Below are 16,508 nucleotides of genomic sequence, written 5' to 3'. Positions count from 1 at the left end.
GTGTGCTCAGATCTTCCGGAGGAGCACCGAACGAATCCGGTGATCGTCTGACTTTCGGAGCACGAGGTCTGCTCGCGATCGGGTCGGCTGCACGTTCTCGATCAGGTTCGGCTCGTTGATGTGCAACCAGATGTCTTCGGCAAGGGCGGCGGCTGCGACATCGGTGAGATCTGCGAAGCGGTGGAAGTAGCTCTCGGGGTTCGTGAAAGCGCCCCGCTTCAGTGCCAGGAAGCGGTCGATGTACCACTGTCGAATGCTCTTGGTGCGCGCATCGACGTAGATCGAGAAGTCGAAGAGGTCACTCACCGCAAGCGCTGAAGCGGAGATCGGAGGCTGCAGGACGTTGAGGCCCTCGACGATGAGAATGTCCGGCCGACGCACGACCACTTCCTCGCCGGGGACGATGTCGTACGTCAAGTGCGAGTACACGGGCGCGCGAACCTCTTCGTCGCCACTTTTCACGCGAGACACGAAGCGGAGCAGCGCACGGCGGTCGTAGGCTTCCGGGAATCCCTTGCGCTGCATGAGTCCTCGGCGTTCGAGCTCGGCGTTCGGGTAGAGGAATCCGTCCGTCGTGACGAGGTCGACTCGAGGAGTGCCCTCCCAGCGGCCGAGGAGTTCCTGCAGGAGCCGTGCGGTCGTTGATTTCCCGACCGCGACACTGCCGGCGACTCCGATGACGAACGGCGTGTGCGTCGCCTTCGTGCCGAGGAACCCCATGGTGTCGTCGTGCAGGCGCTGTGCCGCACCGGCGTACAGGTTGAGGAGCCTCGAAAGCGGTAGGTAGACCTCCGCCACTTCGCGGAGTTCGAGGGTGTCGCCGAGTCCACGCAGTCGCGAGACTTCGCGTTCGGTGAGCGGCGAAGGCGCTGCTTGCGCGAGGCGTGACCACTCGTCGCGTTCTATTTCGCGGAACGGGGTCGTCCCGCTCGCCGGTGTTGAAGACATCCGCCCCAGACTACGCCCAGCGCGAGCGCGATGCCGCGCGGGGGCTCCCTTCGCGCGGGGAAGGCTCGACGCTCGGTACGATTACCGCATGTGTGGAATCGTTGGATATGCAGGCACTCGTCAAACCTTGCCGGTCATCATTGATGGCCTGAAGCGACTTGAGTATCGCGGCTATGACTCTGCGGGCGTCGCGGTGATCACCCCCGAGGGGATCGCGAGCCGGAAGCGTGGAGGCAAGCTCTTCGCGCTGACCACGAGTCTCGACGACGCCCCACTGCCGGAATCCTTGACCGGGATCGGCCACACCCGCTGGGCGACACACGGCGGACCGACCGATGAGAACGCGCACCCGCACCTGGGTGATCAGGGCAAGTTGGCACTGATCCACAACGGGATCATCGAGAACTATGCGGAAATCAAAGCCGAGCTGCTCGAAGCCGGCGAGACATTCACAAGCCAGACCGACACCGAAGCTGCAGCGATTCTGCTCGGTCGGGTCTATGACTCAACGAAGAACCTCACGACTGCGATGCTGCAGGTCGCCCGCCGACTCGAGGGCCAGTTCACCTTGCTCGCAGTGCACGCCGACCAGCCGGAGACGGTCGTCGCAGCAAGCCACAACTCTCCGCTGCTCGTCGGATTCGGTCAGGGCGAGAACTTCCTCGGCTCCGACGTCTCCGCGTTCGTGAAGTACACGAGCGAAGCAGAGTCGATCGGCACCGATCAGGTCGTCACGATCACGCCGAACAGCGTCGAGGTCGTCGACTTCGAGGGCGAGCCGGTCACCACGAACAAGCGTTTCACCGTCGACTGGGACGCCTCGGCCGCCGAGAAGGGCGGCTGGTCCTCATTCATGGCGAAAGAGATCTCCGAAGGCCCCATCGCGGTTGCGAACACGATCCGCGGGCGACTGCGCGACGGGCTCGTTGACCTCACCGAACTCGATGCCCTCGGCGAGGACGTGCTCCGCGGAATCTCACGCATCGTCATCGTTGGCTGCGGGACCGCAGCGTACTCGGCGCTCGTCGGCAAGTACGCGATCGAAACCTGGGCGAAGGTTCCCGTCGAGGTCGATTTGAGCCACGAGTTCCGATACCGGTCACCGGCGATCGACGAGAGTGTGCTCGTCATCTCGATCAGCCAGTCCGGCGAGACCATGGACACCAAAATGGCGGTGCAGTACGCCCGCGAAGCCGGTGCTCGTACACTCGCGATCTGCAACACCCAGGGTTCGACGATTCCCCGCGACAGCGAAGCGGTGTTGTACACGCACGCCGGCCCCGAGGTCGCGGTGGCCTCGACGAAGGCATTCCTCGCGCAGGTCGTCGGGCAGCTGCTCTTCGGGCTTCACCTCGCACGCGTGCGCGGCACGATGAGCGACGAGGAGATTCGCGAGATCACGACCGGCATGGAGCGCCTGCCCGAACAACTCGAACGCGTCATCGAAGGCCTCGACCCGGTTCGTGAACTCGCGCACTGGATGAGCGACACCCGCTCGGTACTGTTCCTCGGTCGGCACGTCGGCTATCCGGTCGCACTCGAAGGTGCGCTGAAGCTGAAGGAGATCAGCTACATCCACGCTGAAGGCTTCGCCGGCGGCGAGTTGAAGCACGGCCCGATCGCGCTCATCGAGCCCGGTCAGGTGGTATTCGTCGTGGTACCGAGCCCGGCGCGCCAGCCGATCCTGCACTCGAAGATCGTCTCCAACATCGAAGAGATCCGTGCTCGCGGCGCCCGCGTCGTCGTGGTCGCCGAGGAGGGCGATGCCGCGGTGCTGCCGCACGCGGACAGCGTTTTCCGCATCCCGCTGACGGAGTCGATGCTGGAGCCGGTGCTCTCCGTCGTTCCTCTGCACGTCTTTGCGCTCGAACTTGCAACAGCGAAGGGTCTCGACGTCGACCAGCCTCGCAATCTCGCGAAATCTGTCACTGTCGAATAGGCGCGGAGCACCATGATCCTTGGCCTCGGCGTCGACCTGGTCGATATCGCGCGCTTCGAGCGCGCTATCGATCGAACCCCGAGACTCCTGGATCGGCTTCTGCACTCGAGTGAGCACGACCGCGATGGTCGTCGGAGAACGGCTTCGAGCCTTGCCGCGAGGGTCGCTGCGAAAGAAGCGGCTTTTAAGGCGCTCGGGGCCACCGAGGGTATTTCCTGGCACGACGTGATCGTCGTGCAGTCTGACGATGGCGCGCCGACCCTCGAACTCAAGGGTCGAGCTGCAGAGGTGGCGCAGTCGCGAGGCGTGTCATCCGCGCTCGTGTCGATGACGCACGACGGCGGCCACGCGGTCGCGGTCGTGGTGCTCGAATCATGAGCGAGCCAACGCTGACCGCACCGTCGTTCCAGGTCGACGGCCATGCGATCACCTCGAACACGCGTCAACTCGCGGCGCTCGCGAAGAAGCCCGTGCTCGCCGTCGTCAAAGCGAACGGTTACGGGCACGGCGCAGCACTATCGGCTCGGGCGGCGCTCGCCGGTGGCGCGACCTGGCTCGGGGTCGCGGACGTCCCCGAAGCAATCCGGCTCCGAAACGCTGGAATCACGGCACCCCTGCTCGCGTGGCTCCACGGTTCAGACCCTGACTTCCGTGCAGCCGCGAGCCTCTCTATCGATGTCGGCATCTCGACCGAACAGCAACTCGAGGCCGCCGCTCATGCTGGTGCGCGCGTCCACCTGAAATTCGACACGGGGCTCGGACGGAACGGCTTCGCAGTGGGCGACTGGCAGCGGGTGATCGATCGGGCCGACGAGTTGCAGCAGCGCGGGACGCTGCGGGTGCAAGGCGTCTTCAGTCACCTCGCGGGAACGAGCGAGCATGCCGATCGTGCGCAACTCGCGCAGTTCGAGCAGGTCCAGCGGCTCGTTCGTCGTCTCGAGCCGGTCGAGACGCACATCGCCGCGAGCAACGGCTTAATCGCGTATCCGGAGCACGAGGCAAGTCTCGTGCGCGGGGGAGTGAGCCTTTACGGCCTGCACCCCTCCGGACACGGCGACGGGAGCGGATCCGAAGCGCGCGCGCTCGGCCTCTTGCCCGCTGGTCGGCTGCAAGCACGGGCAACCGCCGACGGTCAGATCGCGGCCGGGTTCGCGCACGGACTCCTTCCCGCAAGCGGCGCCCCAGTGCTTGTCGGTGATCGAACGCTTCGGGTTGCTCAGGTCGGCGCATACGCAACGACGGTGCCGGGGATCCGAAGCGGCGAGACCGCGACGCTGTTCGGTGATCCTTCCGAGGGTGAACCGAGCGTCGATGCGTGGGCAATCGGGAGCGCGACCATCAACTACGAAATCACCACGAGGCTCGGTGGACACGAACTGGACCTGCAAGGAACGGGAGCAGCATGAGCGAGGCGCAGCACACGACTCCTGCTCCGAAGCGAATTGCGACGATCGATCTCCGCGACGGGAGCGTCGTCGGTTTCGCAGGCGAACTCGTCTCGATCAAGCAGGTCGAGGCAGGCCAAGCGGTCTCGTACGGGGGAACCTACGTCACGACCGCCCCGACGCGGCTCGGACTGGTCGGCATCGGGTACGCCGATGGCCTCCCGCGGGCGGCAGAGCACGGGTTCGTGAGGATCCGCGGTGAGCGATTCCAGATTCGGGGCCGGATCGCGATGGATCAGTTCGTCGTCGATCTCGGTGAAGCCGAGGTCACCCCTGGTGACGAGGTGACCTTCTGGGGTGCCGGAGTGAGCCGTGAGGAGTGGGCGCTCGAAGCCGGCGTCGACGCAGCGGTGCTCGGCCATTTCGTCGGGAGTCGAACGACTGTACGCCTGCGTCTTGAGATCAGCGATGCAGACGGCATGGAACGCTTTGGCGCAGAACTCGGTTCGATGCTGCACGCCGGCGATGTCGTGGTCCTGCTCGGCGCGCTCGGGGCAGGGAAAACGACGCTCACGCGTGGACTCGGTGCGCAACTCGGTGCGGCGGGCACGGTGACGTCTCCCACGTTCGTGATCGCGCGCACGCACGAGAGTCAGGTCGCGCCGCTCGTGCATGTGGATGCGTACCGCCTTGCCGATGTCGCGGACCTCGACGATCTCGACCTCGACTTCGCCCGCTCGATCACGGTTGCCGAATGGGGTGCGCCCATCGAACATCTCGTCGACTCGTGGGTTCGTGTCACGATCGATCGCGCGGAGGGCGCAGCAATCGACCCGCTCGATCTCGACGCCGAAGACCCGCGCACCGTGCTCATCGAAGGCTTCGGCCCTGATTGGGCAACGGCGCGACTTCTCGACCTGGCCCGCATCATCCGCGAGCAAAGCGCGGCACAATAGGGGAGTGATTCTCTCTCTCGATACTGCGACCGGCACCTCCGTCGCGCTCGTCGATTCCGGCACGGTGATCGCCGTCGCAGAACACCCGGACACTCGCGGCCATGCCGAAGTGATCGGCAACCTGCTGCAATCTGTGCTCCACGAGCACCGGCACTCGGTGACGCAGATCGTGGTCGGCATGGGGCCCGGGCCATTTACGGGGCTCAGAGTGGGCGTCGCGGCAGCTCATGCTGCCTCCGTTGCGCTCGATGTGCCGCTGCTCGGTGTCTCCAGCCACGACGGCATCGGATGCAACACCGAGGGCGATGTCCTCGTGACCTCCGACGTTCGCCGCAGAGAGCGGGCATGGAGCAGGTACATCGACGGCTCGCTCGTTGCTGGGCCGAGCCTCGCCCCGGCGGATGAGGTCCCATCGTTCGATGGCGCGCAGCGCATTGACATCGAGATGGTCCATGCGGTTGACCTTGCGCTCGCCGTGTTCTCTGGACGGGCGAAACTGGTCGACGAGCCGATCTACCTCCGCGATGCTGACGCCGTACCGGGCGCGCAGGGAAAGCGAGTCTCCCAGTGACCGTCACGCTCGTTACTGCAACGCCCGAAGACCTCGATCGGATCATGGCAATCGAGACGGCCAGTTTCGGCGACACCGCGTGGACTGCTTCGATGATGCGCCAGGAACTCGCGAGCGAATGGAACTACTACGTGCTCGCAATCGAGAGCACGGATGGTGCCGCAAGCGCGGTGCCGAACGAATCGAGCGAGATGCCAACGACGGCTGCAGCGCTCGACGACTCGGAATCGCTGCTCGGGTACGCGGGATTGCGCGCGGTCGAGAAGGACGGCGACGTCCAGACCATCGCGGTCGCTGAGCACGCGCGGGGTCGCGGCCTCGGGCGACGCCTTCTCCGAAACCTGCTCGAGGAGGCCGCCCGTCGCCGAGTTCGTTCCGTGTTTCTGGACGTTCGCGCCGACAATCCGTCTGCGCGGGCGCTCTATGAATCGGAGGGCTTCATCGAGATCGGTGTCCGGCCCAATTACTACGCGAGCGTCGGTGTCGACGCGATCGTCATGAAGAAGGTGTTCTCGTGAAGGAACCGCTCGTCCTCGGTATCGAAACCAGCTGTGACGAGACCGGCATCGGCATCGTTCGCGGCACGACTCTCCTCGCGAACCAGATCTCCTCGTCCATGGAGTTGCACGCGCGCTTCGGCGGCGTGGTCCCCGAGATCGCCGCTCGAGCGCACGCGACGGCAATCGAACCGGCGCTGCGTGCGGCGCTCGAGACGGCGGGGGTCACGCTCGATGAACTCGATGCGATCGCGGTGACTGCAGGCCCCGGTCTCGCCGGAGCGCTCATGGTCGGAGTCGGCGCTGCAAAATCACTCGGTGTGACGCTCGGAAAACCGGTGTACGGGGTGAACCACCTCGTCGGGCACGTTGCGGCCGATCTCCTTCGCGACGATGTCCCCGAGCTCGAACTTCCCACGATTGCGCTGCTCGTCTCCGGTGGGCACACGTCACTGTTGCTGGTTCGAGACTTCGAGAACGATGTCGAACTGCTCGGTGAGACGATCGACGACGCGGCGGGCGAAGCCTTCGACAAGGTGTCTCGACTGCTCGGGCTCGGCTACCCGGGAGGCCCCGTCATCGATGCCGCGGCGGTCGGCGGCGATCCCAAGGCAATCGCCTTCCCACGGGCACTCACGCTCCCGAAGGACCGTGAACGTCATCGCTTCAACTTCTCGTTCTCCGGGTTGAAGACGAGCGTTGCACGCTGGACCGAACGCCAGGAATCCCTCGGCGAGACCGTGCCGATTGCAGACGTCGCTGCGAGCTTCCGCGAGGCGGTCGTCGACGTTCTCGTGACGAAAGCGCTCGACGCCTGCGAACACTACGGCGTGCCGCGGCTGTTGCTCGGTGGCGGGGTCGTGGCGAACGCGAGACTTCGGGAGGTCACTCTCGAACGCGCCGCGAAGCAGGGCGTCGCGGTGCGCATCCCGCCACTTTCGCTGTGCACTGACAACGGGGCGATGATCGCCGCGGTCGGCGCAATGCTCGTTGCCAGGGGTGCGGCACCGAGCGATCTCGGCTTCGGAGCTCACTCTGCCCTCGACGTGCAGACGATCCAAGTCTGAAAACTTCCTGGATATTTGCTCACACGTTTGGCGCTGTTGACGTGAGAGTGGGAGAGTAAAGGAACATCGTCCTCCAAGGAAAGTTCTCGAATGTCTGCTCCCACCCCAAGCTACGGTGCTCCGTCACCACAATTTGGAACGAGCCTGTACCCGGGAACCGATTCCTCGTACTCGGAGTATTCGAACAGCTCGGGGTACGGCAACTCCGCCGGCTCCGCAAACGACTCGGGCATGCAGTATTCCTCGTACGGCCTCAACGGTGAGGTGTCAGCAAAGACGAATCCTCTCGCAATTGCATCGATCATCACGTCATTTGTCGGAATGTTCGCGTGGATCATCGGACCGATCGGCGGGGTCGTCCTCGCCCACGTTTCGATGTACCAAATCAAGCAGCGTGGCCACAGCGGGCGGAGCCTCGCGATCACCGGCCTCGTGATCGGATACGGACTGCTGGTGCTGCAGGTCGTTGCGCTCGGCCTGCTTTCCGCACTCGTCGTGCAGATGATTTCACTGTTTCAATTCTAAGAATTCTTGAGAGGTACTCATGAGCGACCAGTTCAACGCACAGCAGCCGGGCGATAACCGTTTCGCGCCGCCAAGCCAGTCGACGCCGCAGCCCGATCAGCAGGCTCCCGGTTCGACCCCGAGCTTCGGACAGCCCGGACCGTATGGTCAGCAGTCCACTCCTGCATACGGCCAGCAGAGCGAGCAGTCGCCCTACGGTCAGAGCACGCCAGATTTCGGCCAGCAGGCACAGCAGCCGGCCTACGGTCAGCAGAGCAACGACCAGTACGGTCAGCAGGCCTCGAACGACCAGTACGGTCAGCAGGCTTCGAACGACCAGTACGGCCAGCAGGCCTCGAATGACCAGTACGGCCAGTCCTCCTACGGTCAGCAGCCTGGTGGCGACCAGTTCGCACAGCAGCCCGCCTACAGTCAGCAGCCCTCGTATGGCGTGCCATCGACCGAGCAGTACGGACAGCCTTCGTACGGCCAGGCGAGCTACGGCCAGTCGCAGGATGCATACGGAGCGAACGCCTATGGGCAGGCCGCATACGGCCAGACTCCTGCAAAGGGCGGCAGCGGACTCGCGATCGCAGCAATCGTGCTCGGCGCAGTGCCGTTCGTCATGTTCGGTTGGGGCTTCCTGCTCTCGATCGGTGCCATCATCATGGGTCACATCGCTGCGAAGCGGAACCCGCAGAAGAAGACCATGGGCCTCATCGGAGCGGGTCTCGGGTACGCCGGCCTTGCGCTGGCAATTGGTTTCTTGATCTTCACGATCGTGAGCTGGACCTCGTACTTCAACTCGCTCTAACCCGGAGCGCGCCACGAGATCACAGAAAAGCCCCGAGCACATGCTCGGGGCTTTTCTCTTGCGCCTGTTACGCGCCGTCCTCGTCTCGATGCGCGAGGATTGCGCGGTGCCGTCCGGCGATCCGGGTCAGAAAGAGCGTCGCCTGCTTCGAGCCCTTCAAGCCGAGCTTCTTCCTGAACTCTGCCGGATCGTGATCTGAGCCCCGCTTCTTGATCTCGAGCCTGCCGATGTCGCGTGCGCGAAGCGTCTTCGCAATCGATCGAACGTCGAGCGGGAGTACTTCCTCGACAACGAAGCGCGTTGCAAATGGAGTTGCTGTGGCGCTGTCTCCAGTGAGGTATGCGATCGATTCGCTCACCATCCCGGCCTCGAGTTGCCGGGCGAGTTCACCGATCAGGCGAGCGCGAATGACCGCCCCGTCCGGCTCATACAGGTACTGACCGAGTTCGCGAACCTCAACGTCCGCGCTGTCGTCCGCACCGGTCAGCTCGTGGGCATGCTCTCCGAGCACGAGGGCAGAGCGGCGGATCCCCTCACGCGCGAGCGAGCCGCTCCACAGCGTGAGTTCGACGACATCACCACCGACCGAAACCCATTGCGCCTCCATGTCCTCCGGAATCACGGATCGATCCACTCCGGGGCCCAGCTTCACACCGATCGGGCGATCGCGTGCGAACGCGAACACGGTTTCGAGCGAGGGTGACCAGTCATTGAAATCATGGCTTCGCTTGCCCGCGCCGTCTCGACGTGCCGGGTCGAGCCAGATCGCATCGACGGTCGTGGCATCGAAGTCTTCGGCGTTGCCGAGCGACACCGTGGAGTCCGGGAAGGGGGCGATGTTGAAACTCGCGATCGCAGCGGTCACCTCGTCGCGGTCCACTGCCGTGACATGGAGCCCGAGGCTCGACATCGCGAGCGAGTCAGCGCCGATTCCGCAGCCGAGGTCTGCGACCCGAGTGAGTCCGGCTCGCTCGAAGCGACCCGCGTGCAGCGCAGCAACCCGCAGTCTCGTCGCCTGCTCGAGCCCCGCGGTGGTGAAGAGCATCGAAGCCGCGAAGTCCCCGAACTTGCCTGCCGCCTTCTTTCTGAGGTTCGCCTGTGTCATGGCGACCGTCACGAGTTCCGGTGGCGCAGTGCTTCGCAGCTTGCTCACGATTGCAAGTGGCTCGGTTCCCGCGTCGAGCAATGCGCTCGCAGCGTCGACGAGTTGCAGGCCCTCGCGGGTGAGGAGCAGTTTCAGATCGTCGACATTCATGTCGCCAATCCAAGCACGAGGGAGGGGTGCGGCAGGCGTTCAACGACAGCCCTCAGCGAAAAACGATCGACGGTTGGCACTCGTGTTGACCGAGTGCCAATCGCTGGCTACAGTTGTTTTGGCACTCCCAAGGGGAGTGTGCCAATGAACTTCCAAGTGAGAAAGAGGTCAACCGTGTCGGTTTCCATCAAGCCGCTCGAGGATCGCGTCGTCATCCGTCAGGTTGAGGCAGAGCAGACCACCGCAAGTGGTCTCGTGATCCCAGACACCGCCAAGGAAAAGCCACAAGAGGGCGAAGTTGTCGCAGTGGGCCCAGGCCGCGTCGACGACAACGGTAACCGCGTGCCACTCGACATCGCAGTCGGCGACAAGGTTATCTACTCGAAGTACGGCGGCACCGAGGTCAAGTACGGCGGCGAAGAGCTGCTCGTGCTCTCGGCTCGCGACGTACTCGCAGTCGTCGTCCGCTAAGACGACTCACTCAAATCTCGGGGCTCCCCAAGGGCCTCGTCATGAAGGCGGTGACACTTCGGTGTCACCGCCTTTTTGCGTGCCACCGACGAGGCTCGCCGCGCGCCGCGCCGGAACCGGAATAGCGCAGTTGCACGCGGAGTTGGCCAAGATGTGAAGGTGCAAGAAACTCAGTCAGGGCAATCCAGGGGGTTGCTGTTCGCGATCTTCGCGTACCTGCTCTGGGGAGTCGCACCGATCTACTTCCTGCTGATGAGCGCGGTCGCACCGCTCGAGGTGGTCGGCTGGCGAGTGCTGTCAACCGTCATCGTGTGCATCGGGCTTGTGGCGCTGCTTCGCCGCTGGAAGCAATTGCGCGCAGTGCTCCGCGACCGTCGAACGCTCCTGTGGCTCGTCCTCGCGGGAATCGTGATCTTTGCCAACTGGACCATCTTCGTGTTCGCGGTCATCACCGGCCACATCATCGAGTCCGCGCTCGGCTATTTTCTGAACCCGATTCTCACCGTCTTGCTCGGTGTGCTCGTGCTGCACGAGCGACTCCGCCCCGCGCAGTGGGTCGCGGTTGCGGTCAGCGTCGTCGCGGTAGTCGTGCTCGTCATCGGCTACGGCGAGTTCCCGTGGATCTCGATCGGTCTCGCGCTCGCGTTCGGAATCTACGGACTCTGCAAGAAACAGGTCGGGCAACTCGACCCGATCACGGGGTTCACGGTCGAGACGATCGCCGTCGTGCCCTTGGCCGTCGGCATCTTGATCGTCACCTCCCTGACGACCGGTCTCGGGATCGTTGCGGCGGACACTTCGACGCAGCTCGCGGTCGCAGGATTCGGCATCATCACCGCGGCCCCGCTGCTGTTGTTCGCCTCGGCAGCACGCCGAGTGTCCTTGGCGACGCTCGGACTCACGCAGTACATCGCTCCCGTGTTGAGCTTCCTCTTCGGTGCCTTCGTCATGAACGAGTCGATGCCGCTCGAACGTTGGATCGGCTTCGCCCTCGTTTGGGTGTCGCTGGTGATTCTCTCCGTCGACATCGTGATGCACCACGGAAAAACAGTGCGAGCGCGTCGTCGGGCGCCGCTCACCGGCGAGATTCCCCTCAACTCTTAGACGTCCCAATTTGCGCTCGGCGCTGTCAGAAGGCGAACTTCGGTTGCGGCGAGGTAACGATTTGTACTTCAGGCCCAGGTTGTTACCTGGCTGTAACGCAGGGACCCCCGCTCGCCGCCTCTCCGGTCTATGGTTATCCCCAATCCGGTCTCGATCGGAGCATCCACAGCATTTGAAGCAAGGAGCACTATGAAGGCCTTCCTGCGTAGTTCTGAGACAAAAAAGTCTCAGAAACTCGGCCTCTCCGTCCTGGCGGGTGCGAGCATTTTCATGCTCGCCGCCTGCAGCACCGGTGGCGGCGGTGAAACGTCAACCGACCCGAGCACAGAGCCATCGACCTCGAGCGCAGCTCCGGTTGGCAGTGACACCGCGCACGTCGACGGTGTACTGAAAATCGGCACGATTCTGCCTCAGACCGGAAACCTCGCGTTCCTCGGCCCGCCCGAGTTCGCAGGTGTTGACCTGGCTGCAGCCGACATCGAAGCCGCAGATTACGAGTTCGAGGTAGAGATCCTCCACCGCGACTCCGGTGACACCACCACGCAGATCGCAATCCAGTCGGCAACCGACCTCATCAACCAAGACGTTGACGTTGTCATCGGTGCAGCATCGAGTGGTGTCTCGTTCACCTTCATCAACCAGTTGGTCGAAGCAAACGTCATCCAGATCTCGCCAGCGAACACCTCGCCCGACTTCACCACCTACGAAGACAACGGCATCTTCTGGCGCACCGCTCCGAGCGACGTCCTCCAGGGCCGCGTCCTCGGAAACCTGATGGTGCAGGACGGCGCTGAGAGCGTCGGATTCATCTACGTCAACGACCCATACGGCATCGGTCTCGAAGCGAACGCTTCCGAGGCAATCGAGGCTGCAGGTGGCGAAGTCGTCGCGTCGATTCCTTACAACCCAGGTGAGACCTCGTTCACGACCCAGGTCGACGAACTGATCTCTTCGGGTGCGACCGCAGTTGGTGTCCTCGCTTTCCAGGAGACCGCTTCGATCATTCCTGAGCTCGTCAACACCCAGGGCTTCCCGGCATCGGGCGTCTACTTCGTTGACGGCAACCTGTCGAACGACTACGACTTCCCGGCTGGAACGCTCGAAGGCGCGAAGGGCACCCTCCCGGGCAACCCTGCTGACGACAGCTTCCAGGCTCGTCTGCTCGAAGTCGACCCGAACCTGAACGACTTCTCGTACGCCGCTGAGTCGTACGACGCAGTGATCGTTGCGGCACTCGCTGCTGCACAGGGCGGCAGCGATGACGCCGAGACGATCAAGGCGAACATGCAGTCGGTCACGACCGGTGGCACCAAGTGCACGTCGTTCGCGGAGTGCTACGACCTCATCAAGGCTGGTGAAGACATCGACTACGACGGCGTCTCCGGCCCGATCGAGTTCGATGAGAACGGTGACCCAACCGAGGCATACATCGGTATCTACCAGTACGGTGCAGACAACAAGTACACCCTGCTGAACGCAGAGTTCGGATCGCTCAACGAGTAGTCCTCTCTCAACCGCGAAACGCCCCCGTCTCATGCCGGGGGCGTTTTGCGTGTGTGGGCGACGGGAGGGCGGCGCGCTGTGCCGTGTCTTGGTGCCGCGCTGCGACCAGGGCGCCGTGACCTGGGTGCCGTGCCGTGCGCCGGGAGCCGTGCCGTGCGCCTCGTGCCGTGCTGTGCCACTGGCGCGATGCCGTGCCCTTGGTGCCGCACGTCGGGAGTCATGCTGTGCGCCGGGGGCGGTGTCGCACGCCGGGGCCATGCCGTGCGCCTGGAGCGCGATAGCTCACGAGGCTGAGTCCAATGGTGCACGAGGGTCCGTGATGCTGCCCCGAGCGGTCTCGGCCGGGCCTACAAAGGGTTTCGGCGCGTGAGAGTCCGAGCATCGGCCGGGTTGGCCCCGACGGCGCATCGCAAGTTCGCGAGTGCGCGGGCTCGCGTGCGCGGTGGCCGTGTGGGAGCGACGCCTCCGCTTCTCCGCGTCGTATGCCTCCGCCTTGCCCCTCGAATCGACGCACCATGTGCACGCGTGGCAGAGTGCCCGATTGTCGCGCATGCCTTCGTGGCAGAAAAAAAGCAGTGGGCCCCACAGCAATTGCTGCAAGACCCACCGCGGTGTTTCGGGAGCGAAGAACCGTTAGGCTCTCGGGCTTCCTGGTTCTGGCGTCTCACCCTCCGCAGCGGGCTCTGCTGCCGGCGTGGTGTCGACAACAGGGGCGTCTGCGACAGGAACCGGCTGAGCCGATACTGGGGCAGCAGCCGCCGTTGTCGTGGTTTCTGCCTCCGCGGACTCTGCACCCGCTGCTTTCGCGTTCGCGAGCGAGATCTCCTCACGATCGTGTGCAGCGGTCTCGACGTCCGTTGCGAGCGTTCCGAGGTAGAGCTCGACGACCTTCGGGTCAGTGAGCATCGATCGCCCTGTTCCCGTGTAGGCGTCGGTGCCCTGGTCGAGCACGTATGCACGGTGCGCGATCTGCAAGCAACGGCGAGCGTTCTGCTCGACCATGACGATCGTGACGCCGTGCTTATTGATCTCGGCCACCCGCAGGAAGGTCTCGTCCTGACGAACAGGGGAGAGGCCAGCACTCGGTTCGTCGAGCAGGAGCACCGAAGGGTCCATCATGAGCGCGCGGCCCATCGCGACCATCTGACGCTCACCACCCGAGAGCGAACCGGCGCGCTGTTTGCGTCGTTTCACGAGCTCGGGGAAGAGCGTTCCCACGAAGTCGAAGCGTTCCTTGAACATCTTCGGCTGCTGGAACAGACCCATCTCGAGGTTCTCTTCGATGGTGAGCGAAGGGAACACGTTGTTGTTCTGCGGAACCATGCCGACACCGGAGGTCACGAGCTTGTCAGCCTTGAGCCCTGTGATGTCGCGACCCGAGAGCAGAATCTCTCCGCCGCGAACGTTCACCTGGCCGAAGACGGCTTTCAGGAGTGTCGACTTGCCCGCACCGTTCGGCCCGATGATGCCGATGAGTTCGCCCTGGTTCGCGTGAATCGAGCAACCGTTCAGGATGTTCACTCCCGGCAGGTACCCCGCGACCAGATTCTTGGTCTCGAGCACTGGCGTTACTGCGCTGCTTTCGCTCATGCTTGTTCCTCCTCAGCGATCGCGGCGTCCACTTCGTCGGCGGCCTGATCACTGATGATCGCGGCCTCCTGGTTCGTGAGCGTGCCGAGGTCGGTTTCGTGGTGCGCACCGAGGTACGCGTCAACGACGGCCTTGTCCTGCATGATCGTCTCGGGCGGACCCTCGGCGACCACGCGACCTTCGGCCATGACGACCACCCAGTCGGAGATGTGGCGGACCATGTGCATGTCGTGCTCGACGAAGAGCACGGTCATGCCGGTCTCCTTCAAGCCTTTGACGTGATCGAGCAGTGACTGGGTGAGCGCGGGGTTCACACCAGCCATCGGCTCGTCGAGCATGACGAGGGTCGGGTCGCTCATGAGCGCCCGCGCCATCTCGAGCAGCTTGCGCTGTCCGCCGGAGAGGGAGCCTGCGTAATCCTCACGCTTCGTGTCGAGCTTGAAGCGAGCGAGCAGTGCGTCTGCTTTCTCGGTGAACTCTTTCTCCTGTTTGCTCCACAGCGGCTTGAAGAGTCCGACGAAGAAGTTCTCTCCGCCTTGCCCTCGTGCGCCGAGCAGCATGTTCTGCAGCACGGTCAGTCGGTTGAGCGACTTCGTGAGCTGGAAGGTGCGAACCATTCCGCGACGGGAGACACGGTGCGCGGGAACGTTCGCGAGCGACTGGCCCTCGAATTCCCACGTGCCCTCGTTTGGACGGTCGAACCCGGTGAGCAGGTTGAAGAAGGTGGTCTTGCCGGCACCGTTGGGACCGATGAGGGCGGTGATCGCCCCGCGCGGGATTTCCAGGTGCTCGACGTCGACCGCCGTGAGTCCGCCGAAGTGGCGCTTCACACCGTCTGCGACGACGATGGGATCGACCTTCTTGCAGCCGGGAGCGACTTCGCCGGCGACGAGCGGGTGGGTGCTTGTTGTGGTGTTAGACATTAAAGGACAGCTCCTTCTTATTGCCGAAGATACCTTGCGGCCTGTAAATCACAATCAGCATCAGCGCGATACCAACGAGGACGAATCGCAATTGACCGGCCTGTGATGGTGGCAGTGCGCCGAAGACGCCGGAGGCCTGCAAAGCGCCAACGATGCCCTGTGTCAGTGAGAACAGCACCCAGAAGAGCACGCCACCGACGATCGGGCCGAAGACCGTTGCTGCTCCACCAAGGAGGAGCGCGGTCCAGACGAAGAACGTCAGGGTCGGCATGAATGCGACGGGTTGCACGTTGCTCGGGAGCACGAAGATGATTCCGGCGACAGCACCGATAACACCTCCGAGGATGAGCGCCTGCATCTTGTAGCTCCAGACGTTCTTTCCGAGGCTGCGAACCGCGTCTTCGTCTTCACGGATTCCCTTGAGCACTCGGCCCCAGGGGCTTCGCATCAAGAAGAAGACGAGGAGCGTCACGAGGATCACGATCGACCAGGCGACGATCCGCATCCAGGTGCCAGTGGCTCCTGCTTCCCAAACCCAGAAGCCGTAGTTGCCGGCCGGAAGCGGGTTGAGCGCGTTGAAGTCGGTCTGGTACCCGGACATTCCTTGTGAACCGCGAGTGATCGGGGTCATTCCCGTGGTCATCACGACGTAGCGGACGATTTCTGCCGCCGCGATCGTCACGATTGCGAGGTAGTCACCGCGCAACCGCAGAGTCGGGATTCCGAGGATGAACGAGAAGATGATCGCGAGGATGATCGCAAACAGTGCTGCCATGAGGGCGTTGAAGCCCAGGAGCAGTGAAGCGATGGCGTAGCCGTACGCGCCGATTGCCATGAACCCGGCCATACCGAAGTTCAGGAGACCTGCGTATCCGAAGTGGACACTCAGGCCGATGGCGGCCAAGACGTATGCGGCTGCGGCGGGGCTGACGAGCTCCCGCATGGCGTTTTCGATCAGGGATACAAAGTCCATGGTTCTCT

General features: G+C 63.6%; 16 protein-coding genes and 1 pseudogene. 12 read left to right on the top strand and 5 right to left on the bottom strand.

Features of this window, described 5'->3' with window-relative positions; translation table 11 throughout:
* Window positions 1–6: 6 nt before the first annotated feature.
* Window positions 7–948, bottom strand: coding sequence for a type I pantothenate kinase (gene coaA / locus U2H20_RS06965; RefSeq protein ID WP_430591571.1), 942 nt, complete (start codon window positions 946–948; stop codon window positions 7–9).
* A gap of 88 nt (window positions 949–1,036) precedes the next feature.
* On the opposite strand from coaA, the gene glmS reads away from it, so the two are divergent.
* The 9 genes from glmS (at window position 1,037) to U2H20_RS06920 (ending at window position 8,681) form a co-directional block, all read left to right on the top strand.
* On the top strand, window positions 1,037–2,887 hold the full coding sequence (gene glmS / locus U2H20_RS06960) for a glutamine--fructose-6-phosphate transaminase (isomerizing) (protein WP_430591570.1): 1,851 nt from the start codon (window positions 1,037–1,039) through the stop codon (window positions 2,885–2,887).
* 12 nt (window positions 2,888–2,899) lie between these two features.
* The gene (locus U2H20_RS06955) at window positions 2,900–3,265 is read left to right on the top strand and encodes a holo-ACP synthase (protein WP_430591569.1); all 366 of its coding nucleotides are present in this window, start codon (window positions 2,900–2,902) and stop codon (window positions 3,263–3,265) included.
* Window positions 3,262–4,293 carry an alanine racemase gene (locus U2H20_RS06950; protein ID WP_430591568.1) on the top strand — a complete coding sequence of 344 codons (1,032 nt, stop codon included), beginning with the start codon at window positions 3,262–3,264 and terminating at the stop codon, window positions 4,291–4,293. The genes U2H20_RS06955 and U2H20_RS06950 overlap by 4 nt, the downstream gene beginning before the upstream one ends.
* A complete protein-coding gene (gene tsaE, locus U2H20_RS06945; RefSeq protein ID WP_430591567.1) occupies window positions 4,290–5,228 on the top strand; it encodes a tRNA (adenosine(37)-N6)-threonylcarbamoyltransferase complex ATPase subunit type 1 TsaE in 939 nt (312 codons plus the stop codon). The genes U2H20_RS06950 and tsaE overlap by 4 nt, the downstream gene beginning before the upstream one ends.
* A 4-nt stretch (window positions 5,229–5,232) precedes the next feature.
* Window positions 5,233–5,799: a tRNA (adenosine(37)-N6)-threonylcarbamoyltransferase complex dimerization subunit type 1 TsaB gene (gene tsaB, locus U2H20_RS06940; protein WP_430591566.1), complete on the top strand. Its 567-nt coding sequence runs from the start codon at window positions 5,233–5,235 to the stop codon at window positions 5,797–5,799.
* Window positions 5,796–6,317: a ribosomal protein S18-alanine N-acetyltransferase gene (gene rimI, locus U2H20_RS06935; RefSeq protein ID WP_430591565.1), complete on the top strand. Its 522-nt coding sequence runs from the start codon at window positions 5,796–5,798 to the stop codon at window positions 6,315–6,317. The genes tsaB and rimI overlap by 4 nt, the downstream gene beginning before the upstream one ends.
* A complete protein-coding gene (gene tsaD / locus U2H20_RS06930; protein WP_430591564.1) occupies window positions 6,314–7,363 on the top strand; it encodes a tRNA (adenosine(37)-N6)-threonylcarbamoyltransferase complex transferase subunit TsaD in 1,050 nt (349 codons plus the stop codon). Before rimI ends, tsaD begins: the two co-directional genes overlap by 4 nt.
* 90 nt (window positions 7,364–7,453) lie before the next feature.
* Window positions 7,454–7,888 (top strand): DUF4190 domain-containing protein, encoded by a 435-nt coding sequence (locus tag U2H20_RS06925; protein ID WP_430591563.1) that lies wholly within the window; start codon window positions 7,454–7,456, stop codon window positions 7,886–7,888.
* Between the two features lie 19 nt (window positions 7,889–7,907).
* Entirely contained in the window at window positions 7,908–8,681 is a 774-nt protein-coding gene (locus U2H20_RS06920) for a hypothetical protein (protein ID WP_430591562.1), read from the top strand.
* Between the two features lie 67 nt (window positions 8,682–8,748).
* Here U2H20_RS06920 and U2H20_RS06915 read toward each other — a convergent pair whose 3' ends face one another.
* The gene (locus U2H20_RS06915; RefSeq protein WP_430591561.1) at window positions 8,749–9,936 is read right to left on the bottom strand and encodes a THUMP-like domain-containing protein; all 1,188 of its coding nucleotides are present in this window, start codon (window positions 9,934–9,936) and stop codon (window positions 8,749–8,751) included.
* A gap of 174 nt (window positions 9,937–10,110) precedes the next feature.
* On the opposite strand from U2H20_RS06915, the gene groES reads away from it, so the two are divergent.
* The 3 genes from groES (at window position 10,111) to U2H20_RS06900 (ending at window position 13,014) form a co-directional block, all read left to right on the top strand.
* Window positions 10,111–10,407 carry a co-chaperone GroES gene (gene groES / locus U2H20_RS06910; protein WP_430591560.1) on the top strand — a complete coding sequence of 99 codons (297 nt, stop codon included), beginning with the start codon at window positions 10,111–10,113 and terminating at the stop codon, window positions 10,405–10,407.
* Between the two features lie 159 nt (window positions 10,408–10,566).
* Complete coding sequence (gene rarD / locus U2H20_RS06905; protein WP_430591559.1) at window positions 10,567–11,511, top strand: EamA family transporter RarD; 945 nt, start codon at window positions 10,567–10,569, stop codon at window positions 11,509–11,511.
* 189 nt (window positions 11,512–11,700) lie between these two features.
* Window positions 11,701–13,014: an ABC transporter substrate-binding protein gene (locus tag U2H20_RS06900; RefSeq protein WP_430591558.1), complete on the top strand. Its 1,314-nt coding sequence runs from the start codon at window positions 11,701–11,703 to the stop codon at window positions 13,012–13,014.
* Window positions 13,015–13,863: 849 nt separating this feature from the next.
* On the opposite strand, the pseudogene U2H20_RS06895 reads toward U2H20_RS06900, so the two are convergent.
* From U2H20_RS06895 to U2H20_RS06885, 3 genes and pseudogenes are all read right to left on the bottom strand, one after another.
* Window positions 13,864–14,604 (bottom strand): annotated as a pseudogene (locus U2H20_RS06895) (ABC transporter ATP-binding protein); the annotation flags it as partial.
* On the bottom strand, window positions 14,601–15,527 hold the full coding sequence (locus U2H20_RS06890; protein ID WP_430591557.1) for an ABC transporter ATP-binding protein: 927 nt from the start codon (window positions 15,525–15,527) through the stop codon (window positions 14,601–14,603). The pseudogene U2H20_RS06895 and the gene U2H20_RS06890, both read right to left, overlap by 4 nt.
* The gene (locus U2H20_RS06885) at window positions 15,520–16,500 is read right to left on the bottom strand and encodes a branched-chain amino acid ABC transporter permease (RefSeq protein WP_430591556.1); all 981 of its coding nucleotides are present in this window, start codon (window positions 16,498–16,500) and stop codon (window positions 15,520–15,522) included. Before U2H20_RS06885 ends, U2H20_RS06890 begins: the two co-directional genes overlap by 8 nt.
* Window positions 16,501–16,508 lie beyond the last annotated feature (8 nt).

The organism is Humidisolicoccus flavus, assembly GCF_045689595.1.
Lineage (GTDB): Bacteria > Actinomycetota > Actinomycetes > Actinomycetales > Microbacteriaceae > Humidisolicoccus > Humidisolicoccus flavus.
The sequence above is the reverse complement of the archived record's forward strand: the minus strand, read 5'-3'. Positions and strand labels throughout refer to the sequence as shown.